The sequence below is a fragment of the Hymenobacter sp. BT730 genome (assembly GCF_030542105.1).
GTDB lineage: Bacteria > Bacteroidota > Bacteroidia > Cytophagales > Hymenobacteraceae > Hymenobacter.
Map to the genome: position 1 here is coordinate 842,442 of NZ_JAUOFB010000001.1, position 19,351 is coordinate 861,792.

The window sequence follows — 19,351 nt, forward strand, 5'->3', positions numbered from 1 at the left end:
TTGACCGGGCTTCCCTCCTTAAGCCCATTCTGACCTGTTACGTGTTTCGGCACACCCCACTGCACATTCCCCCAAAGAGTAGATTTTATGAATCAGATGAATAGCCCGCTGATCCGGATCGGTGTCTTTTATGACGGCAATTATTTCCTTAAGATCAGTGATTACTACTACTTTCAGCATGACCGTAAGGCGCGCATTAGCCTGGAGGGACTGCATGAGTTCATCCGGCACCAGGTAGCAGAAGATGAGGACACGGACGTCCGCTTATGCCAGATCACCGATTCACACTTCTTCCGCGGCCGCCTCAGCGCCACGGAGGCCCGCGAAAAGGACCGGCTATTCCACGACCGTCTGCTCGACGATATCCTGATGAACCTGGGTATCACCACTCACTACATGCCCCTGAAAACCCGCGACGGTCGTTTGCAGGAAAAAGGCATTGATGTGTGGCTGAGCCTGGAAGCCCTGGAACTTGCCCTGCACAAGAGCTTTGATGTGATTGTGCTGATTGCCGGCGACAGCGACTACCTGCCCCTGGTGAAGAAGCTCAATACCGTTGGCACCCGCGTGATGCTGCTGAACTGGGACTTCAAATACACCGACTACAAAGGCGAGAACCGCGTAACCCGCGCTTCGCAGCAGCTCCTTGACCATGCTACCTATCCCGTAGCCATGCATGAGGTGATTGATGAGCGCCTGAGCAAGAACGACCCTCTCATTGAGGACCTGTTCGTGAACCAGCCGGAGCCCGCTCCTTATACCGCTGCGCCCAAGCCGGTGCGCCCCGCTGGCCCTACGGCCGCTGGCCCGGTAGGCTCCATTGGCGTAAGCACCATCAAAAACCTGAAAAACGGTTTTGGCTTCGTGGTAATGCCCCCCAACAACCTGTTCTTCAGCTACGCTGATATGGCCGAAGGCGACTTCAACGACCTGCAGGAAGGCGACTGGGTGGAATTCACCGTTGGCCGCAACCACCGCGACGAGGACTGTGCCCGCAACGTGCGCAAAGTGCAGCCCCCCATCATGAATGAAAACGAAGACGACGATTCTTCCCAGGAGGAAGAGGAGCACGAGTCGGCTTCTTCGCGCTACTAAGTAGCCAGCGCCACTAAACCGGCACTGTTATAAACCGCCGGGCGGTTCCTTTACGGGAGCTGCCCGGTGGTTTGCGTTTTATTCCTGCTCGTCGTCGGCGGAGGGGAAGAGTAGCTTGCGGAAGTCGCGCTTGTCGGCGGGGTAGCGGTTAAAGGTGCCCATGCCCTTGGCTACTACTATCTCGCGGGTGGCGCAGTAAATGTCGCCGGTTACAACTACCAGCGTTTTGCCGGCATGGTCTACCCTGGCCGTGGCCACCAGTGCATCGTGCAGGCGCACCGGGTGCAGATAGTTAATCTTGAACTCCACCGTAGAAACCAACTCTCCGGTGGTGAAGGAGAGAGAAAGGGCGGCAGCCCCCAGGGCAGAGTCCATGAGGCCGGCCAGCACCCCACCGTGGCAGGTATCGGGGGAGCTAAGATGCTCGGCGCGCACCGTCATGGTATACTTCACCTCGCCGGGAGTGGCTACGTGCAGCGCCATGCCGTTGAGGCGACCGTACTGGTTCATTTGGTTGTAAACGGCCACTAGCGTGGCTACATCAGGTAAAGGGTTCATTGTGCGGGGCAGGCTGTGATTTCAGGGAAAAGTTAGGCTTCTTTACGTAAACCCCTGCTTTATATGACGGCCCGTCCCCTGACTTTTGCGGAGTTCTATCCGCGCTACCTGCGCGAGCATCAGCAGCGCGGCACCCGCATCCTGCATTTTATTGGTACCACCTTGTTTCTGCTCTGCCTGATGCTGGCTTTAGTGCTGCACCGGCCCATTCTGTTGCTGTATGGCGTAGTGGCCGCATATGGATTTGCCTGGATAGGCCACTTTTTTGTGGAGCACAACAAGCCCGCCACCTTCCAGCACCCGCTATTCTCCCTGCGCGGCGACTTCCGCCTGTACTGGGACCTGCTGCGCGGGCGGGAGAAGTTCTAAAGCAGCTTGCGCATAAGAAAATGCGGAATGCTGCCGAACAGCGTGTGCGAAGGCGCTACCACGGCATAGCCCAGTCGCTGGTAGAAGGGCACCGCCTGCTCCCGGGCGTGGAGCACGCTCTCCGTCAGGCCGCGGCGCCGGGCTTCGGCTTCCAGATAAGCTAGTACCGCCCGCCCGATGCCCTGGCCCTGCGCGCCGGGGTGCACCGCCATAAAGCGCACCTGCGCCTGGCCGGGAGCAGCAGTGTGCAGGCGGCCCACGCCCAACGCCGTGCCATCGGGGGCTGCTACCAGGGCATGAAAGGTATCGGGCAGGGCATCATCCTCGGCGCGCTCCGTGCCGGCTGGCTGCTGCCAGGGCCGGCGCAGCACTTCGTAGCGGAGCTGATAATAAGCAGCCCAGTCGGTGGGCGTTTGGGGAAGGCGAACAGGAGGATGCATAACCGCGGCTCAGACAGGATTCGTAGAGGTAGGGCCCGGGCTGGAAACACCGAATTTTACCTCCGGGTAAAGGTAGCATTCCGGCAAACTCCTACCTTTGGCACCCTTGCTGTCGGGCTACCGGGCAGCATAGTATTCCCACCTTACGCTTCCTGCATTATGGCTTCATTTGATATCGTGAGCAAAGTAGATCCGCAAACCCTGGAAAATGCGGTGAATACGGCCAAAAAAGAACTGCAGACCCGCTACGACCTGCGCGACACCAAAGGCGGCATGGAGCTCGATAAGAAGAACAATACTATTCAGCTCAGCTCTGAAAACTCCATGCGCATCAAAGCCCTGGAAGATATCCTGCTCACGCGCATCGTGAAGCAGGGTATTGACGGGACAGCGCTGGACTTTACGGCCGAAGAGCTGCCCAGCGGCTCCCTGGTGAAAAAGACCATTAAAGTGCGCGCCGGAGTAGACAAAGATGCCGGCCGCAAAATCATCAAGGCTATTAAAGACGCCAAGCTGAAAGTGGAGGCCCAGATGCAGGACGACCAGGTGCGGGTATCGGCCAAGAAAATTGACGACCTGCAGGCCGTTATTGCCCTGCTACGCCGCACCGATATCGGGCAGCCCCTGCAGTTTGTAAACATGAAGAGCTAAGGCAGTCTTGTGCCTGCTGAGTTATGCCGTAGTGGATGCGTCCCGAAAGCATAATTCATCCTTCCTAATACCTTAAGTATACCCAATGAATTTCGACTTCTCCGTCTTCTCCAACGCCAATACATGGGTAAGCCTGCTCACGCTGACTTTCATGGAAATCGTGCTGGGTATCGATAATATTATCTTTATTTCCATCATTGTTAACCGGCTGCCGCGGGAGCAGCACGCCCGCGGGCGCAGCATCGGTCTGTTCCTGGCCTTGCTGTTCCGCATTGGTCTGCTGTTGAGCATTTCCTGGATTGTAAGCCTGAAAGACCCCCTGTTCACGGTACCGCTGCCCTGGATGGAAGGCGGCTGGGGCGTATCGGGCCGCGACCTTATTCTGCTGGGTGGGGGCTTGTTCCTGATTGGCAAAAGCACCACCGAGATTCATACCAAACTGCAGGGCGAGGAAGAACAGGCCAACTCCGGCAAAGCCGCCGCTACCATGGGTAGCGTAATTATTCAAATCATCATTATTGATATCGTCTTCTCCTTTGACTCTATCCTGACGGCCGTGGGTCTGGTGGATAACGTGCTGATTATGATAATGGCCGTTATCCTGTCTATGGCTGTGATGATGGTTTTCTCCGGCGTGGTAGCCGATTTTGTGAACCGAAATCCTACCATCAAAATGCTGGCTCTCTCTTTCCTGATTATGATTGGGGTGATGCTGGTGATGGAAAGCTTCCACAAGGAGATAGAGAAGGGCTATATCTACTTCGCCATGTTCTTCTCCTTATTGGTAGAACTACTGAACATGCGCCTGCGCAAGAAAACCGAGCCCGTACACCTGCGCGACTCGCAGTACGATTAAGGACTCATATAACAAAAAAGCCCGCGGCAGTAGCCGCGGGCTTTTTTGTTATATGAGCATTATCTTACTACTGTATATGCTGTTAAACAAACAGCATATACAGTAGTAAGATAATGCTCAATACAATATTGGTGAAGCCTATATTGAACGCATAATCAGGTCGGAACTGCGTCCCCAGCAGCAATAGGCCACTGGCTGCCACGGCCCCACTCAGCACCCATATAATGCTAAAGTCGGCAATTTGAAACCGGTATCCCCGCATTTTGCCAGAGTGTACCTTCACCGCTTTCACCTTTCCAAACCACGGCGTCTGGTCAATACTCAGTTGGTCGCCGACCTCCAGATCGGTCGTAGCATCCGTCCGAAAATCAGTGTTCTGAGTGTAAACCAAGAAGTAAGATGAACCACCACCTGAGCGGCTTCTTCTGGCCACATAGGTGAACTCCTGAATGGTTTCATTAGGCAGGCGCACATTGCGGTTGAAATCAACCACGACCAGCAGTACGCCCAGTAAGCTCAGCTTTGCGGCTTTTCTAAATTGGGGGAGTGCTCTTTTAAACTCGGCCGCGTAGCGGATGTGAAGCGGTGGCAGGGGCGCACGAGGAGCCGGGCGGGCACGGCGAAAGCCCCGACGACGCAATGCCGGGTCTGGGTGCGGGACGGTATGATGTTCGGCAACGGGTGGATGCGGCCGCCGCAGTTTGGCATCATAGGCCGCTCGCAAAGTAGGTTGGCTTAAAGTTTCGTAAGCCTCATTAATGGCCAGGAAGCGTTGATGCGCTGCTGTATCCTTGGTGCGGTCCGGATGCGTCATCAATACGAGACGGCGGTAAGCCAGGCGAATTTCCTCGGGGGTAGCTTCAGTAGGGATTCCGAGCGTGTGATAGTAGCTCACAGCGTGCTGGTTTCTGCTCCCAAGATATCTGTCTGGTCCTGTACCCGCCGGGTGGCCAGTTCCAGTAAGCGCCGGTTCAGCTCTGGGCGGTGCTGCCGGTAAAAGGCCATTTCCGTGCTGGTGAACATTGCCAGCACCAGCCCGATTACGGTGTAGCGCAGCTTTGTATTACGCGTCAATAGCTCTGCCACCGTGTTTTGTTTCTCCACCAAACTTTGGGCTGCTAGTGGGATGTGATGATCCTGAATGAAATCGGCTACGGTTTGCAGTAACAACTCGTTTTGCAGCTTCAGGATGGGGCGCAAGGCCAAGTGCAAAAACTCGCCTACTGTTTGTGCAGGGGTAGCAATGGGAATACCGGCTATGCTGGGGCGTAGCGCCAGCAGGGCCGCGTCGCGGGTAGTGGAATAAGAAAAGTAGGCAGACATTAGAAGTAGCTGGAGTAAAGGCCATAAACATCAGCACCCGCTCCTGCCTGGTATCAGGAAGAAACGGGTGCTGATGGCAAAGAAACTAAATGCTAGTGCTGCACTACTACTTTACGGGTGAGTGCCCCATCAGGGGTAGAGATGCGCACCATATACACCCCGTTGGCGAGGGTGCCGAGCTGCAACTGGCTACCCCGCTGCGCTTGGGCAGCTGTAAAGGAAGCGCGCTGTACCTCGGTGCCCAGCACCGAGTACACGGCTACCTGTACCGGGGCATTGCCCAGGCCAAATGTGCGGAGTGTCAGCTGGTCCTTTGCCGGGTTTGGGTATAGCTCTACGGAAGTAGCGGCCAGCTCCCGGGTAGTGGCCAGTACGGCCGGCATAGCATACCCCGCCTTATTATCATTGAGGTTGTCGCTGCTGCCTTGCACGGCATTGCTGCCCATGCCCCGGCGGGCAAATACCCGCCAGATCAGAGCTTGGTTAGCCCCTTTAAAGTCGGCTTTATCGGCCGCCAGTATGGCGTCGCGGCCATCCAGGAAGCCGGGGCTGCACTTCTGCAGCTTCAGGCCATCCATTACCAGCTGCATGGTTTTGTTGTTGCCGCCGGTGCCATGGTACAGGTCGGTGCTGTAGCCATATTGCTTGATCATTTCCCAGTTTAAATCCCAGAGCACGGCTGCCCATACCTCTCCAATCGAGTGCTCCTCATCAAAGGGAGGAGTGCCGATGATGGCATAGGTATAGTCGTTCACGGCCATATCGGTACTGTAGAGCTTGTTCCGGATACCTACGCCGCTGGTGGGCTGGCCCATAACATAGGAGCCCACGCTGCGGGGAGTAGCGCCATTATCACCGGATTTGGTAGTGAGCCAGAGCGCAAAAAAGTCGCTCCAGCCTTCTCCCATCTGCTCCTGGTTATTCAGGCACTCAATGGTAGCGGGGCCGCCCGTGAGGCGGATGGAAATGCCGTGGGTATATTCGTGGGCCATCACTACATTATCGAAAGCCCCATCCCGCCCTGCGGGCGTGGTCATGCTAATGGTTACCGACTCACCGGCTTTGATCCGTTGCTTCAGGATGTTGCCGTCGCCCAGAGTCATGAAAACACTGGGGATGTTCAGCATATAATTGCCACCCATTCTTATCAGGGTATCGGGCTGGTTATTGATAACCAGGGCGGCAATAGCGCCGGCATTTTGCGCGGCCTGTACTTTTACGCCAAATTCGCAGGAGCCCCGGTCAATTACAGCAATATTGCCTTTAAGGGCGGCCGCATTTTTCAGGGGGGAGGTACAGCCCAACGTGGGCGTGGCGCTGCCGTCGTCTACCAGAACCAGCTTGCCCGTGAGCGGCGCATCGGAGGGCAGCGGCGGCCCAATGCTGCCTTCTACTACCTGGTAATCTCCGGCAATTGCTGCCGGGCTGGTCACTTTAAAAGAAGTAACGCCCGGCCACAAAAACATGTGCATGGATGAGCTTTTACCATCAACACCCGGTGAAAAGTAGGCGTTGTAAATGCCTTCCGGATCCTGGGCTACGGCCCGTACGGGGTCGGCACCTTTGCCTTTGCCGGTGTAGTTCTTGGTCTGGAAGTTGCCGCTGACCTCGTTGAAGCCATACTGGAAGGAAATGTCGTGCATGATGTTGTTCAGGTAGAACAACTGGGCTAGCGCGGCATTCTTGTTGGTGCCAGTCGATTTCTGGATGTCATAGGGGAAGTCAAAGGTCAGATTGGTGCCGCCCTCAGCAAAATATGAAACCCCTTCTTCCGGCACGTAGGCTGTGGTGTTGTTGCCACGGGTGGTGGTATACTCGGGGCCGGCCACGCCGTTGTTGTCGTGCCAGCCATAGGGCGAGGCTTGCGCATCAGCGGGGTTACGGGTGAGCGTGCGTGCCCCAAAGCCCGGGGCTTCTACAGGAATGGCAAATACATTATAAGTAGCATCGGTACCGGAGGGGCGGGCAGCGGCGCGGCTGGCGGGCAGGGTAAGAATGGCCGCCGGCGTAGCCGAAGGGGGCGCGAACTTCTCGTGCGTATTCCGGTCCAGGCGCTTCAGCACTTTGCCGGTAGTAGCATCTACCTGCAGGCTCCACTGGTTAGTCGTTTTGGGTGGATGCAAAACCAGGTGCCATACCAGCTTCACGCTGCCATCGGGCTGCACGGCATAGGCCAGCTGAGTAGGAATGTCTTCCGTAGACAGGGCAGCATCATGCAGGGTCAGGCGGCTGGAGCGGCTTTGCGCCGTAGAGGTTTGTTGCAGGGTGCTGGGCGTCAGGCGTAGCACCTGCGCTGCTGCTGCTGTGGCTGCCGGAGCCGATAAGGTGGCGGTGGCAGCAGGGGCCTTGCTGGCCAGATCCGTTACAAATTTCCCGGTTTGGTTCAGCAACTGGCCCTGGCTGTCAAAGTGCAGGCCCATTTCCGTGCCCAGTACTTCCAGTCCCAGGTGCTGCTGGCGTAGGTACACGTGCGATACGCCATTATGGGTATCGGTGTAGCTATCCGTCACGGCCGGGGTGGCCACATCGGCTTCTGTCAGGCCCAGCTGCGCACGGTGGCTGGTCAGATACTGCTGAGCCTGTTCAGAGGAGAAGGATTGGGCAGCAGCAAACAGGGGCAGTTCCAGCAGAAGAACCACAACCAGCAGCCTGCCCAGAAGGGTAGAGGGTGTACGCACAGAAAACCGTTTAGAGTAAAAGAGTTGTGAAAGATAACAAACTGGAAGGAAAGCTTTTTGATGAGCAGGCACCGCTGGAATCTTTTTGTAGCTCCTCAGGGTTCCGGTTTTGTCAGCTTACAGGACAGGAGTTAGTGACCGTAAATCCTGGTTTGCCGGCCCGGGCTAGGTGTGGACTCAGGAAATGGTGGTATTTTTCCGTTCCGCAACTATTTTGAAGCCTCTTGTGTCCCGAACAGGGAGCCTGTCAGAGCAGTTCCACAGTTGTAGGATTGCACTATATCGGTAGTAGCTCGTTGCGAAAAATTCTTTCTCCCATGAAAAAACACTTACTTCTGCTGATAGGCCTGTGGGCTTCGTGTCAGACAGTATGGGCGCAGGCACCCAAGCTGGAACGGGCACCGGGGCGTACTACCATCTGCTTTGCCACCACGCAAAATACCCTCACGCGTATTGCTCCTCCGGAAGCATTTCTGAGAGCCCAGGCGGGTAAAGCCCGGCCTTCCGGCACTGCGGCCGCCATTACCGTAACCTACCACGACTTTACCCCGGAGGCCCAGAAGGCTTTTCAGTTTGCCGTAGATATCTGGGAGTCCCAGCTGGATAGTCCGGTGCCGATTCATATTGATGCTACGTGGAAAGAGCTGGCGGCTGGCACGCTGGGCTCGGCTGGCTCTACGGCCTATTACCGCAACTTCAGCGGCGCCCCCCGCACAAATGCCTGGTTTCCGGTAGCGCTGGCGGAGAAGATCAACGGAAAAGAGCTGAATGATGCTTCTGAAGCAGATATTGCCGCCAGCTTCAACAGCAAGTTTGACTGGTATTATGGGCTGGATGGCAAAACCCCCGCCGACCAGTACGACCTGGTAACGGTAGTGCTGCACGAACTGGGCCACGGCCTGGGCTTTGTAGATACCATGGATAAGGATGCCCAAAAGAAGGGGAGCTATGGCCTGGGTACCCTGCCCTCGGTCTACGACACCTTTGTGGAAAATGCCAGCGGCCAGCGCCTCACCAACGAAACCATTTTCACCAATCCTTCTACCCAGCTGGGCACCCAGCTGACCAGCATGGCGCTGTACTTCAACAGCCCCTTAGCGGTAGCAGCCAACAAGAATGTGCGCCCCCGCCTGTATGCGCCGGCTACGTTCAGTGGTGGTTCCAGCATCTCCCACCTGGATGAGGATACCTACATGTCCGGCACCCCCAACTCCCTGATGTCGCCGCAAATTGCCGATGGCGAGTCCAACCATCAGCCGGGCCCCATCATGCTGGCCATGTTCTACGACATGGGCTGGTTTAATACCGCCATTCGCCACACGCCGCTGCCCGATGCCGAAACCCTGCAGAGCTACACGGTAAAAGCTGTTGTTGAATCGGATGGTACGGTTACTCCTGGTTCTGTGCAGTTGGTGTATGCAGTGGATGGTGGGGCCGACGTCACATTGACCATGCAGCCTACCGGCAAGACAAATGAATATGCCGCCACTATTCCTAACCCCGGCCAGCGGGCCAAGGTCAGCTACTATTTGAAGGCTTCCGATAACGAAACCAAACGCACCTACACTACGCCCGGCGCCGGCACTCCCGGTAAGCCCGCGCAGCCGCGCTATGAGTTTAACATTGGGCCCGATGCTGAAGCCCCGGTTATTGTGCATCAGGCGCCGCCTTTTCTGTTTCTCTCGCAGTTGCCCTACCAGTTAGAGGCCGACGTGACCGACAATATTGGGGTGGCACGCGTGTATGCGGAAGTCAAAGTAAACGGCCAGGCCCGCCCCGATGTGGAGCTTACCCGCCAGGCTGATGGGTTATACAAAGGCAACCTGACCACAGCCGGTGGCCCCATCAATGCCGGCGACGTTATTTCCTACCGCATTGTAGCGCAGGATGCCTCCACCGCGCATAACCTGGCCTATAGCCCGGCCAGCGGCTACTACACGGTACCGGTTGTGGACTTCAAGCCTGCCCAGGCCACGTATGTCAATGATTTCAACACTTCGACTTCTGATTTTGTAGGCAACGGCTTTTCCATTGAAAAACCCGCGGGATTCAGCAACGGCGCTATTCATTCTCTGCACCCGTACCCCGATGGTACTGGCCCTAATCAGGAAAGTAACTTCATCTATCAATTGCTGGTGCCGATTACGGTGAGCCAGGATGCTAACGCTTCGGTAATCTTTGATGAAATAGTGCTGGTAGAGCCTGGCGAAGAAGGCAAGCCCTTTGGTACCGTGGAGTTCTACGATTACGTAGTGGTAGAAGGGAGCACCAACGATGGGCAGACCTGGATACCCCTGGCCGATGGCTATGATGCCCGGGACGATGCCCGGTGGCTGGCTGAATGGAATAAAGGAACCAGTGGTAATAACTCTACGGGCGTTGGTACGCCGGCCTTATTCAAGGAGCGCAAACTAAACCTGCGCGATAAATTCTCTGCTGGCGACGTGGTGAAGCTGCGCTTCCGGCTGTTTGCCGATGCCGGCGCCCATGGCTGGGGCTGGGCCGTGGATAACCTCTACATTCAGACGCCCCGCCCGGCTCCTACGGCAGATGCCAGTGGCCTGAGCGTATTCCCGAACCCCTCCAGCGGCCAGTTCACCGTGAGCACCCAATTGGATAAGTCGGTGACCAGTGCCTCCATTGTAGTGTACAACCAGCTGGGGAAAGTTGTCTTCCACAAAACGGCCGCCGCCTTGCAGGGCTTCTTAAATGAACCGATTAATGTGAGTAGTCTGGCTGCTGGTATCTACTATGTGACGGTAGGGGAGGGCAGCCGCCGCCAGACTCAAAAACTGATGATTCATCAGTAGCTCTGTGGCGTAGTAAGATCTGTCAGAAAGCCAAAGGCCCTTTGCTGAGCAAAGGGCCTTTGGCTTTCTTTCATTCTGCTCATTAGCGGGGCGGTGCCTGAAAATCCATCTTGGTCAGGAAGTCCCAGAGCACGACCCCGGCAGCTACCGAGACGTTGAGCGAGTGTTTGGTGCCGAACTGCGGAATTTCCACGGCAGCATCGCACTGCGCCAGCACCTCATCATCTACTCCAAATACTTCATTGCCCATCACCAGCGCGTAGGGCCGGCCGGGTTCCAGTTCAAAGGCCGGCAGTAGCAGGCTGCCGGTAGTCTGCTCCACCGCCACTACCACGTAGCCCGCGGCCTGCAGCTGGCGCACTACTTCCAGCGTGGAAGCAGCATATTCCCATACCACCGACTCCGTGCTGCCCAGCGCCGTTTTGGTGATTTCCCGCTGAGGCGGGCGGCCCGTAATGCCGCAGAGCCACATTTTCTCAATGGCAAACGCATCGGCCGTGCGGAAGGCGGCGCCCACATTATGCAGGCTGCGCACGTTATCAAGTACTAAAGTGAGGGGGAATTTTTGCGTATTTTTGAAGTCTGCCACCGTCAGCCGGTTCAGCTCTTCCATGGAAAGTTTGCGCATAGTGCAAAGGTAGGAAGTGCTATCTGCTAACCCTATGACTGTCATGCTGAGCCTGTCGAAGCATCTCTACCGTTTCGTTAGGTTTACCGCACTAGCAAGATGCTTCGGCTGCGCTCAGCATGACGGTCTTTATTCATAAATGTCAGCACGTGAAATTGGCTGTGTCTGACATACGGCTGGCATTTTTTACCTCTTTCTGTAGTTCCGCTTCCGTGAAATCCAAAGTAGCTGCTTCCGATAAAAAGCCCATCCGCACCCACGGCACCCTCGGTCCCGCGCCCGTGATTGATACGCCGCTGATGAAGCAGTACTATCAGCTCAAGCAGCAGCACCCCGGCGCGCTGCTGCTGTTCCGCGTCGGCGACTTTTATGAGACCTTTGGGGAAGATGCCGTGACGGCGGCGCGCATTCTGGAAATCACCCTGACCAAGCGCGGCGCCGGCACCTCCTCCGAAACCCCGCTGGCTGGTTTCCCCCACCACTCCCTCGATAACTACCTGCCGCGCCTGGTGCGCGCCGGGCAGCGCGTGGCCATCTGCGACCAGCTGGAAGACCCCAAGCAGGCTAAAGGGCTGGTGAAGCGCGGCATTACGGAGCTGGTGACACCGGGCGTGTCGTTCAACGACAACGTGCTGGAGCGCAAGAGCAACAACTACCTCTGCGCCGTGCATTTCGGCAAGCAGGAGTGCGGCATCAGCTTTCTGGATATCAGCACCGGCGAGTTTCTGGTAGCCCAGGGCGACCATAACTACATCGGCAAGCTGCTGCAGAATTTCAGCCCCGCCGAGGTGCTCTTCTGCAAGAAAAGCCGCCACGATTTCGAGCACCACTACGGCCCCGATTTCTGCCACTATGCGCTGGATGAATGGGTGTTTGGCTTCGATTACACCCACGATATTCTCACCCGCCACTTCAACACCACGTCCCTCAAGGGCTTTGGTATCGATGGCTTGCGCGAGGGCATCACGGCTGCCGGCTGCATCCTGCACTACCTCGCCGAAACCAAGCACGACGATGTAGCGCACATCAGCAGCATTGGCCGACTGGAAGAGGATAAGTACGTGTGGCTGGACCGCTTCACGGTGCGTAATCTGGAGCTGGTCTATCCCCAGCACCCCGGCGGCGTGCCGCTCATTGATATTCTGGACCAGACCGTAACGCCCATGGGCGCGCGCCTGCTGCGCAAGTGGGTAGTGCTGCCCCTGAAAGAGCCCGTACAGATTCAGCGCCGCCTCGATACCGTGGATGGCCTGTTGCAGAACACTGACTTGCTGGGCGAATTGAACCAACAGCTGCGCCAGATAAACGACCTGGAGCGCCTGATTTCCAAAGTAGCTGTGCGCCGCATCAACCCGCGTGAGCTGCTGCAGCTGGCCCGCGCCCTGGAAGCTATGGAGCCTATCCGGGCCTTGCTGGCGGGTTCCGGCCTGAAAGCCCTGCAAAAGCTGGCCGATCAGCTAAACCCCTGCGCCTCGCTGCGGGAAGAAATCAACGCCAAAATTCGCCCCGATGCCCCGGTGCTCACCAACCAGGGTAACGTGATTCTGGACGGTGTGCACGCCGAGCTGGACGAACTGCGCAGCATTGCGTTTTCGGGCAAGGACTATCTGCTGCAACTGCAGCAGCGCGAGCAGCGCAACACCGGCATTAGCTCCCTGAAGGTGGCCTATAATAAAGTGTTCGGCTACTATCTGGAAGTGACAAACGCTCACAAGGACAAAGTGCCCACCACCTGGATTCGGAAGCAGACCCTGGTAAATGCGGAGCGCTACATCACAGAAGAGCTAAAAACCTACGAGGAAAAAATCCTGCACGCCGAGGACCGCCTGTTCGTGATTGAGCAGCAGCTGTATAATGAGCTGGTGTTGTCGGCCCTGGAGTTCGTGCCCCAGATTCAGCAGAACGCCCGCGCCATTGGCGTGCTCGACTGCCTGGCTTCCTTTGCCACCACCGCCCGCCAGCACCGCTACGTGAAGCCAGTGGTGGATGAGTCAACGGTGCTGGATATCCGCCAGGGCCGCCACCCGGTGATTGAGCGCCAGCTGCCCCCCGGCGAGGCCTACATTCCCAACGACATCTGCCTGGACCAGGAAGACCAGCAGATTGTGGTCATCACCGGGCCGAACATGGCCGGTAAATCGGCTCTGCTGCGCCAAACGGCCCTGATTGTGCTACTGGCCCAGATTGGCTCCTTCGTGCCCGCCGAGGCGGCTACCATCGGCGTTATCGATAAAATCTTCACCCGCGTAGGCGCTTCCGATAACCTCTCCAAGGGCGAAAGCACCTTTATGGTGGAGATGACGGAAACGGCCAGCATCCTCAACAACCTCTCCGACCGCAGCCTGGTGCTGATGGACGAAATAGGGCGCGGCACCAGCACCTATGATGGTATCAGCATTGCCTGGGCCATTGTGGAGCACCTGCACAACAACCCGAAAGCGCGAGCCAAAACCCTCTTCGCTACCCACTACCACGAGCTTAACCAGCTGGCCGATGACTGCCCGCGGGTGCGCAACTACAACGTGGCCGTAAAGGAGGCTGATGGGCGTATCCTGTTCCTGCGCAAGCTGCAGGAGGGCGGCTCGGAGCACTCCTTCGGCATCCACGTGGCCCGCATGGCCGGCATGCCCACTGCCGTGGTGCTGCGTGCCAATGAAATTATGCACCATCTGGAGCAGGAGCGCACCAGTGCTGGCCTGGAAGATGGCCCCACGGAGTTTGACGACGTGCTGGCCGGGCTGGATGAGCGGCCGGCCCGTAATGGCAGCGCCCTAAAGAAAGAGGCCGTGCGTGGTCCGGTTGCCCAGCCTGCAGCAGCTGTGGCTACGGCACCACGTCCCAGCCTACAGCTGAGTATGTTTGAGCCTGCCGATCCGGCGTTGGAGCGCGTACGGGAATTGCTACAGCATCTGGACGTAAATACCCTAACCCCAATTGAAGCTTTGTTGAAAATAAATGAGTTGAAGCTGGTGTTAGGTGGAAAATAATAGCACCGCTAAACGAAGGACAGGTTCCAATAATCAGCTCTCATCACTCCTTTTTAAGGGCAGGGGCTGATGACTTTCTTTAGGGGTATTTAGAGTTGAGGAGAAAAAAAGTGTCTGAAAATGAGCCAGAAGCACTTTTTTGTGGCCCTAAATGAGAAATTTTAGAGCCAAAGGCTTGACAAAAGAGAATCTCCTAGTACCTTTGTCACACCAAACGCCACTTCGGTGGCAAACCTCAAGCGAGAGTAGCTCAGTTGGTAGAGCGCGACCTTGCCAAGGTCGAGGTCGCGAGTTCGAACCTCGTCTCCCGCTCAAAAAAGGACGTTGCCCGCGCAGCGTCCTTTTTTATTTTTGTGCATGTTTGCTGCACAACTGCCGGAGTGGTGGAACTGGTAGACACGAGGGACTTAAAATCCCTTGCTTTCACGAGCGTACGGGTTCGATTCCCGTCTCTGGTACGAAAAAGGCCCTTTGCTATGCAGCGAAGGGCCTTTTTATTCTACGAGTACCGAGTAAGTGAGACTGTGCTAGTATCGAATATCCATACTTCAAAAGCCAATGGGCCCGTTTTGATTGGTTCTTCCTGGTAGGGACACGGCAAGAGTAGGGAGTCTGGCTAACGTAATCAGGCTTCCCCGGAGGGAAAATTAATTTGGGTTATGGTGTTGTCGTTGTGGGCAATGAGTTGCTGTAATGTTGAATTCCATAGTTCCAGTAGCTAGAAGAAGCCATGCACAACAGCTTCCTTCTCCTACCTTTATCCCCTATCTGTTTTTTGTTACCCTCTATGTCTGCTATCCCTGCTGCTCTCGATATCACGGCTATTATACGTCAACTGCCTGGTCACTACATTCTTCTGACTCCGGACAATACCATTCTGGATGCCTCCAATAGCTACCTGGCTATAACCTTGAAAAAGCGGGAAGAAGTGATTGGCCGCAATATCCTCGAGGCCTATGCGGCTATTAATGAAAACGAGTGGCAGGTGCTGGCCGATTCTTTCGAGCAGGTGCGCCTGCACCGCCAGCCTTTCACCATGCCCCGGATACGCTACGACCTGCAGCGCACCCCAGAGCAGGGTAGTGGCTATGAGGAGCGTTACTGGCAGGCTACCAATACTCCTATTCTGGGGGCCGACGGCCAGCTGCTGTATATCCTGCGTCAGACTCAGGATGTAACGGCCGAGCACTTTGCTGAGCTTACCCGCCAGGCAATGCAGCGGGAGCTGGAGGAAAGCCAGTTGCGGGCTACCTTTATTCTGGAGTCGTTGCCGGTGATGGTTTGGACGGCGCAGCCCGATGGGCGTGCAGATTACTTTAACCAGCGCTGGCTACAATTTACCGGCCGCACTCTGGAGCAGGAATTTGGCCAGGGTTGGCAAGTAAATATTCATCCTGAGGACCTGGAAAAAGTAAGCCAGGTATGGCAGCACGCTGATGCTTCTAAGGAGAAATTCCAGGTAGAGTACCGCCTGCGCAGTGCCGATGGACAATACCGCTGGATGCTGGCCCAGGGCGTACCCCGATTAAATGCAGAAGGCCACATTACCATGTGGATTGGCTCTACGGTAGATATGCACGAGCAGAAACAACTGGTGGCAGAGTTGCTGCTGGCCAATGAGGAGCAATCGGCCCTCTCTGATCTGGCGTACCAAGCCCATCAACTGGCCCAGAGCCACCGGGAAACCTTATACAGCCTGTTTATGCAGGCTCCCGCCCTTATTGCTATGGTTCGGGGAGCTGAATTCGTATTTGAGTTTGTGAACCCGCTTTATCAGGAGCTGTTTCCGGAGCGGGAGCTGGTGGGCCACCCCGTGGCTGAGGTACTGCCAGAAACGGTGGAGCAAGGCTTTGTTGCCCTGCTGGACCACGTATATCAGACCGGCGAGCCGTTTCATGGCAAGGAAATGAAACTGCAGGTGCACCGTCGGGACACGGGCCGGGTAGAGGAGTGTTATCTGAATTTTACTTATCAGGTATTCCGGGAGCATGGGCAAATTGCGGGTATTTCCTGTTTCGCCTTTGACGTTACGGAACTGGTGCTGGCTCGGCAGAAACTGGAGATGCTGCTGAACACTTCTTCTGCCCAGTAAGCTACATACAGTGCCCTCAAGCCGCTATGGCGGCGTGTATATGGATATCACCACGCTTGATTTTCAGCAGGCCCGCATTAAACAGATTCTGTTTAAGTCACAGTTGCGTTCGGTGCTGTATGGTGTGCGTGAGCCTACGCCCGGCCTGTTTTCACCGCAGGAAAATGCGTTAGCGCAATGGATTAATGCCGTGGTCAAGCCCCAACACAGTAACCGCCCGGAAATGCGTCAGATAGAGCAGCTGTTGGGGCACATGCTGGAAACAGGCCGTATCCTGGTTGCGCAATATCAGCGGGGCCAGATTGAGGAAGCCCGCCAGGGCCTAGGTCAGATAGATAGGGTGGCCGAGCAAATTCTGACTCTGCTTCAGCAGTTGCCCCAAAGTGCTTCCGCTGCTGCGCGTGTATAGCAGCCCACGGTTCTTTATTTTCCAAATGCATTGGAGGAAAGGAATTTGCTGAAATGGTTTGGCTGCTGCGGGGCAGGCTTTTGGAATTAAGCGGTGGCAAATCTGGCTGAATATCTATTTTTGAGAAAACAGGGTAGCCCGGTGGCTGTTCCGCACCGAACGGAATTACCCCTTTACTTCTTCTATCTGGCTTATCTAGCAACTGCATGAACGACTACCGCGACAAGATCCGCCAGGTATTTACGGAAGTAGGCAAGGTGGTAGTAGGGCAGCAGTATATGGTCAATCGGCTACTGATTGGCCTATTCACCGGCGGGCATATATTGCTGGAAGGCGTGCCGGGTCTGGCCAAAACCCTGACCATCAGTACGCTTTCCAAAGTACTGCATTTGCCCTTTCAGCGGGTACAGTTCACCCCCGATTTGCTGCCTTCTGACTTAGTGGGCACAATGATTTACAATCAGAGCCAGTCCATTTTTGAGGTGAAGAAGGGGCCGATTTTCGCTAACCTGGTGCTGGCGGATGAAATTAACCGGTCCCCGGCTAAAGTGCAGAGTGCTCTGCTGGAGGCCATGCAGGAAAAGCAGGTCACCATTGGCGAAACCACGTATCAGCTGGACCTGCCATTTTTGGTGCTGGCCACGCAGAACCCCGTGGAGCAGGAGGGTACCTACCCGCTGCCCGAAGCGCAGGTAGACCGCTTCATGATGAAGGTGTATGTGGACTATCTGAAAAAGGCCGACGAGCTGGAAGTCATGCGCCGCATGGCCAATCTCTCCTATGTAGGCGAGGTGAACCCAGTGCTGCACAAGGAGGATATCTTCGCCATTCGCAGCCTTATCAACCAGGTACAGATATCTGAAACACTGGAGAAATACATTATTGAGCTGGTATTTGCCACGCGCAAGCCCGCTGAGTACGACCTGGCCGAGTTTGCGCAGTATGTGCAGTTCGGGGTGAGCCCGCGGGCCAGCATTGCGCTGCACCGCGCCGCCAAGGCCGTGGCCTTCCTGGACCAGCGCGACTATGTGCTGCCGGAAGACATCAAGGAAGTGGCCTCCGATGTACTGAACCACCGCATCCTGCTGAATTACGAAGCCGAAGCCGACGGCATCCGCACGGCGGATCTGATTGAAGCCATCCTGCGCAAAGTGCCCATCAGCTAAGTAGCTTTCTCCACAGTAGCGGGAGTAGATTGTGCCGGCCGGAGTAGCTGCCAGGCATAAATAGCATCCGCCCGCACGGGCAGTAAATCACGCAGCCGAATACCAGTGGCCCGAAAAAAAGCCCGCACCAAATACAACGCGGAGCAGCTGTAAGACACACTCATCAGCAGCGCCGCGCCTTTGATTCCCCAGATTGGCACCACCGTAACGCAACCTATCAGCGTTACTACCACGCCCAGCAGCGTAGCCGCATTATTGAAGCGGTAGCGGGCCACAGCGGCAAAGTAGGTGCTGCAAATCTGGCTCAGGGCAATGGCTACTACGCCCGGTGCCAGCAGCAGAATAATAGGGCGTGCACTGTCAAACTCATGCCCAAAAACCAGGGAAAGTAGCGCCGGGGGTAAGGCACAGAGTATCACTATAGCCACCGTAGTTAGCAGAAGCGTGAGGCGGGTGATTCGCAGAGCCTGTTGCACCTGGGCAGGCTTGTCCTCCGCCTGCACCAACTCCACGTACTGCACCAGGGCCGTGCTGCGCGGAATCATCCAGATAGCCTCGGCCAGCGCTACGCCCACGGAGAGGACGCCTACGGCCTGAGCACTGGCAAAGTGCGCCACAAAGTAGTAGCTGAGCCGATAGTTGATAAAGGCCAGAATGTTGGAAAGATGAGCCTCCCGACTGTGCCGCGCTAACTCCCGCATTGTGCCTCGAAGGGGGGCTTCCCCCATAGGTGCGCCAGGCAAGCGCAATAGCCAGCCAAAGCTGAGCAGCAGGGGCAGCCCATAGGCCAGATACGCCACCTGGAAATACACCTGGAGCGTGCGCTGCCGAAACAAGGTAAAGGCTATCAGCAGCGCCGCTGCCAGGAGCAATACCTGTAATATACTGAGCAGATTATAGGCCTGTTCCCGGCGGCGGCCCAGCAGCAGCAGCGTATTCACAGAAAGAAAAGCCTGCAGTAAGGAAAGCGCCCACAGATGCAGCAAATACGGTACGGGCACCGACCGCAGCAGACCCACCGCCGCCGTGCCGCCCGCACATACCAGCAAGGCCCAGCCATACGCCGGCAACAGCAAGTGCCACACGTTACGCCGTGGCGCCAGATAAATCAGCGAAGACCCACCCAACAGCCCAATAAATAGCAACAGCGCCGCACAATCCGTGACAAACAGGCTTACCTGCCCGCGCCCGGTGGCACCCAGATAGCGCGCTGTCAGCCACACTACGCCAAAGCTCAGCAATGCGCTCAGCAGCCGGGTAGCAAAGTTATGGAGGATGCGTTGCAGCAT

General features: G+C 56.3%; 16 protein-coding genes and 2 tRNA genes. 11 read left to right on the forward strand and 7 right to left on the reverse strand.

Annotated features, from left to right (window positions below):
* The first annotated feature begins 87 nt into the window (after positions 1 to 87).
* On the forward strand, positions 88 to 1,095 hold the full coding sequence (locus tag Q4G72_RS03650) for an NYN domain-containing protein (protein ID WP_303310077.1): 1,008 nt from the start codon (positions 88 to 90) through the stop codon (positions 1,093 to 1,095).
* A 78-nt stretch (positions 1,096 to 1,173) separates the two neighbouring features.
* On the opposite strand, the gene Q4G72_RS03655 is transcribed toward Q4G72_RS03650, so the two are convergent.
* A complete protein-coding gene (locus tag Q4G72_RS03655; protein WP_303310078.1) occupies positions 1,174 to 1,653 on the reverse strand; it encodes a PaaI family thioesterase in 480 nt (159 codons plus the stop codon).
* Positions 1,654 to 1,716: 63 nt separating this feature from the next.
* Between Q4G72_RS03655 and Q4G72_RS03660 the strand changes: the two genes are divergently transcribed.
* Positions 1,717 to 2,022 (forward strand): Mpo1-like protein, encoded by a 306-nt coding sequence (locus Q4G72_RS03660; protein ID WP_303310079.1) that lies wholly within the window; start codon positions 1,717 to 1,719, stop codon positions 2,020 to 2,022.
* Here the strand turns inward: Q4G72_RS03660 and Q4G72_RS03665 are convergent.
* Positions 2,019 to 2,462, reverse strand: a complete 444-nt coding sequence (locus tag Q4G72_RS03665; protein WP_303310080.1) for a GNAT family N-acetyltransferase — start codon at positions 2,460 to 2,462, stop codon at positions 2,019 to 2,021. The two genes, Q4G72_RS03660 and Q4G72_RS03665, sit on opposite strands and share 4 nt — an antisense overlap.
* Before the next feature lie 159 nt (positions 2,463 to 2,621).
* On the opposite strand from Q4G72_RS03665, the gene Q4G72_RS03670 reads away from it, so the two are divergent.
* Both Q4G72_RS03670 and Q4G72_RS03675 read left to right on the forward strand, forming a co-directional pair.
* Positions 2,622 to 3,113 carry a YajQ family cyclic di-GMP-binding protein gene (locus Q4G72_RS03670; RefSeq protein ID WP_303310081.1) on the forward strand — a complete coding sequence of 164 codons (492 nt, stop codon included), beginning with the start codon at positions 2,622 to 2,624 and terminating at the stop codon, positions 3,111 to 3,113.
* Between the two features lie 85 nt (positions 3,114 to 3,198).
* Entirely contained in the window at positions 3,199 to 3,969 is a 771-nt protein-coding gene (locus Q4G72_RS03675; protein ID WP_303310082.1) for a TerC family protein, read from the forward strand.
* 82 nt (positions 3,970 to 4,051) lie between these two features.
* Here the strand turns inward: Q4G72_RS03675 and Q4G72_RS03680 are convergent, their stop codons facing one another.
* The 3 genes from Q4G72_RS03680 to Q4G72_RS03690 form a co-directional block, all read right to left on the reverse strand.
* A complete protein-coding gene (locus Q4G72_RS03680) occupies positions 4,052 to 4,864 on the reverse strand; it encodes a J domain-containing protein (protein WP_303310083.1) in 813 nt (270 codons plus the stop codon).
* Positions 4,861 to 5,292: a hypothetical protein gene (locus Q4G72_RS03685; protein ID WP_303310084.1), complete on the reverse strand. Its 432-nt coding sequence runs from the start codon at positions 5,290 to 5,292 to the stop codon at positions 4,861 to 4,863. Before Q4G72_RS03685 ends, Q4G72_RS03680 begins: the two co-directional genes overlap by 4 nt.
* 92 nt (positions 5,293 to 5,384) lie before the next feature.
* Positions 5,385 to 7,970 carry a M36 family metallopeptidase gene (locus tag Q4G72_RS03690; protein ID WP_303310085.1) on the reverse strand — a complete coding sequence of 862 codons (2,586 nt, stop codon included), beginning with the start codon at positions 7,968 to 7,970 and terminating at the stop codon, positions 5,385 to 5,387.
* Between the two features lie 317 nt (positions 7,971 to 8,287).
* Between Q4G72_RS03690 and Q4G72_RS03695 the strand changes: the two genes are divergently transcribed.
* Complete coding sequence (locus Q4G72_RS03695) at positions 8,288 to 10,780, forward strand: T9SS type A sorting domain-containing protein (RefSeq protein ID WP_303310086.1); 2,493 nt, start codon at positions 8,288 to 8,290, stop codon at positions 10,778 to 10,780.
* Between the two features lie 82 nt (positions 10,781 to 10,862).
* On the opposite strand, the gene Q4G72_RS03700 is transcribed toward Q4G72_RS03695, so the two are convergent.
* The gene (locus Q4G72_RS03700; RefSeq protein WP_303310087.1) at positions 10,863 to 11,408 is read right to left on the reverse strand and encodes an RNA methyltransferase; all 546 of its coding nucleotides are present in this window, start codon (positions 11,406 to 11,408) and stop codon (positions 10,863 to 10,865) included.
* A 299-nt stretch (positions 11,409 to 11,707) separates the two neighbouring features.
* Here Q4G72_RS03700 and mutS point away from each other — a divergent pair, with 299 nt between their 5' ends.
* From mutS to Q4G72_RS03730, 6 genes are all read left to right on the forward strand, one after another.
* Positions 11,708 to 14,395 carry a DNA mismatch repair protein MutS gene (gene mutS, locus Q4G72_RS03705; RefSeq protein WP_303310685.1) on the forward strand — a complete coding sequence of 896 codons (2,688 nt, stop codon included), beginning with the start codon at positions 11,708 to 11,710 and terminating at the stop codon, positions 14,393 to 14,395.
* Between the two features lie 239 nt (positions 14,396 to 14,634).
* Positions 14,635 to 14,707 (forward strand) — tRNA-Gly (locus Q4G72_RS03710).
* Positions 14,708 to 14,769: 62 nt separating this feature from the next.
* Positions 14,770 to 14,853: transfer RNA gene (locus tag Q4G72_RS03715), tRNA-Leu, on the forward strand.
* Positions 14,854 to 15,182: 329 nt separating this feature from the next.
* Entirely contained in the window at positions 15,183 to 16,487 is a 1,305-nt protein-coding gene (locus Q4G72_RS03720) for a PAS domain-containing protein (RefSeq protein ID WP_303310088.1), read from the forward strand.
* 10 nt (positions 16,488 to 16,497) lie between these two features.
* Positions 16,498 to 16,896, forward strand: coding sequence for a hypothetical protein (locus Q4G72_RS03725; protein ID WP_303310089.1), 399 nt, complete (start codon positions 16,498 to 16,500; stop codon positions 16,894 to 16,896).
* A gap of 206 nt (positions 16,897 to 17,102) precedes the next feature.
* Positions 17,103 to 18,062, forward strand: coding sequence for an AAA family ATPase (locus Q4G72_RS03730; protein WP_303310090.1), 960 nt, complete (start codon positions 17,103 to 17,105; stop codon positions 18,060 to 18,062).
* On the opposite strand, the gene Q4G72_RS03735 is transcribed toward Q4G72_RS03730, so the two are convergent.
* Positions 18,059 to 19,351, reverse strand: coding sequence for a lipopolysaccharide biosynthesis protein (locus Q4G72_RS03735; RefSeq protein WP_303310091.1), 1,293 nt, complete (start codon positions 19,349 to 19,351; stop codon positions 18,059 to 18,061). The two genes, Q4G72_RS03730 and Q4G72_RS03735, sit on opposite strands and share 4 nt — an antisense overlap.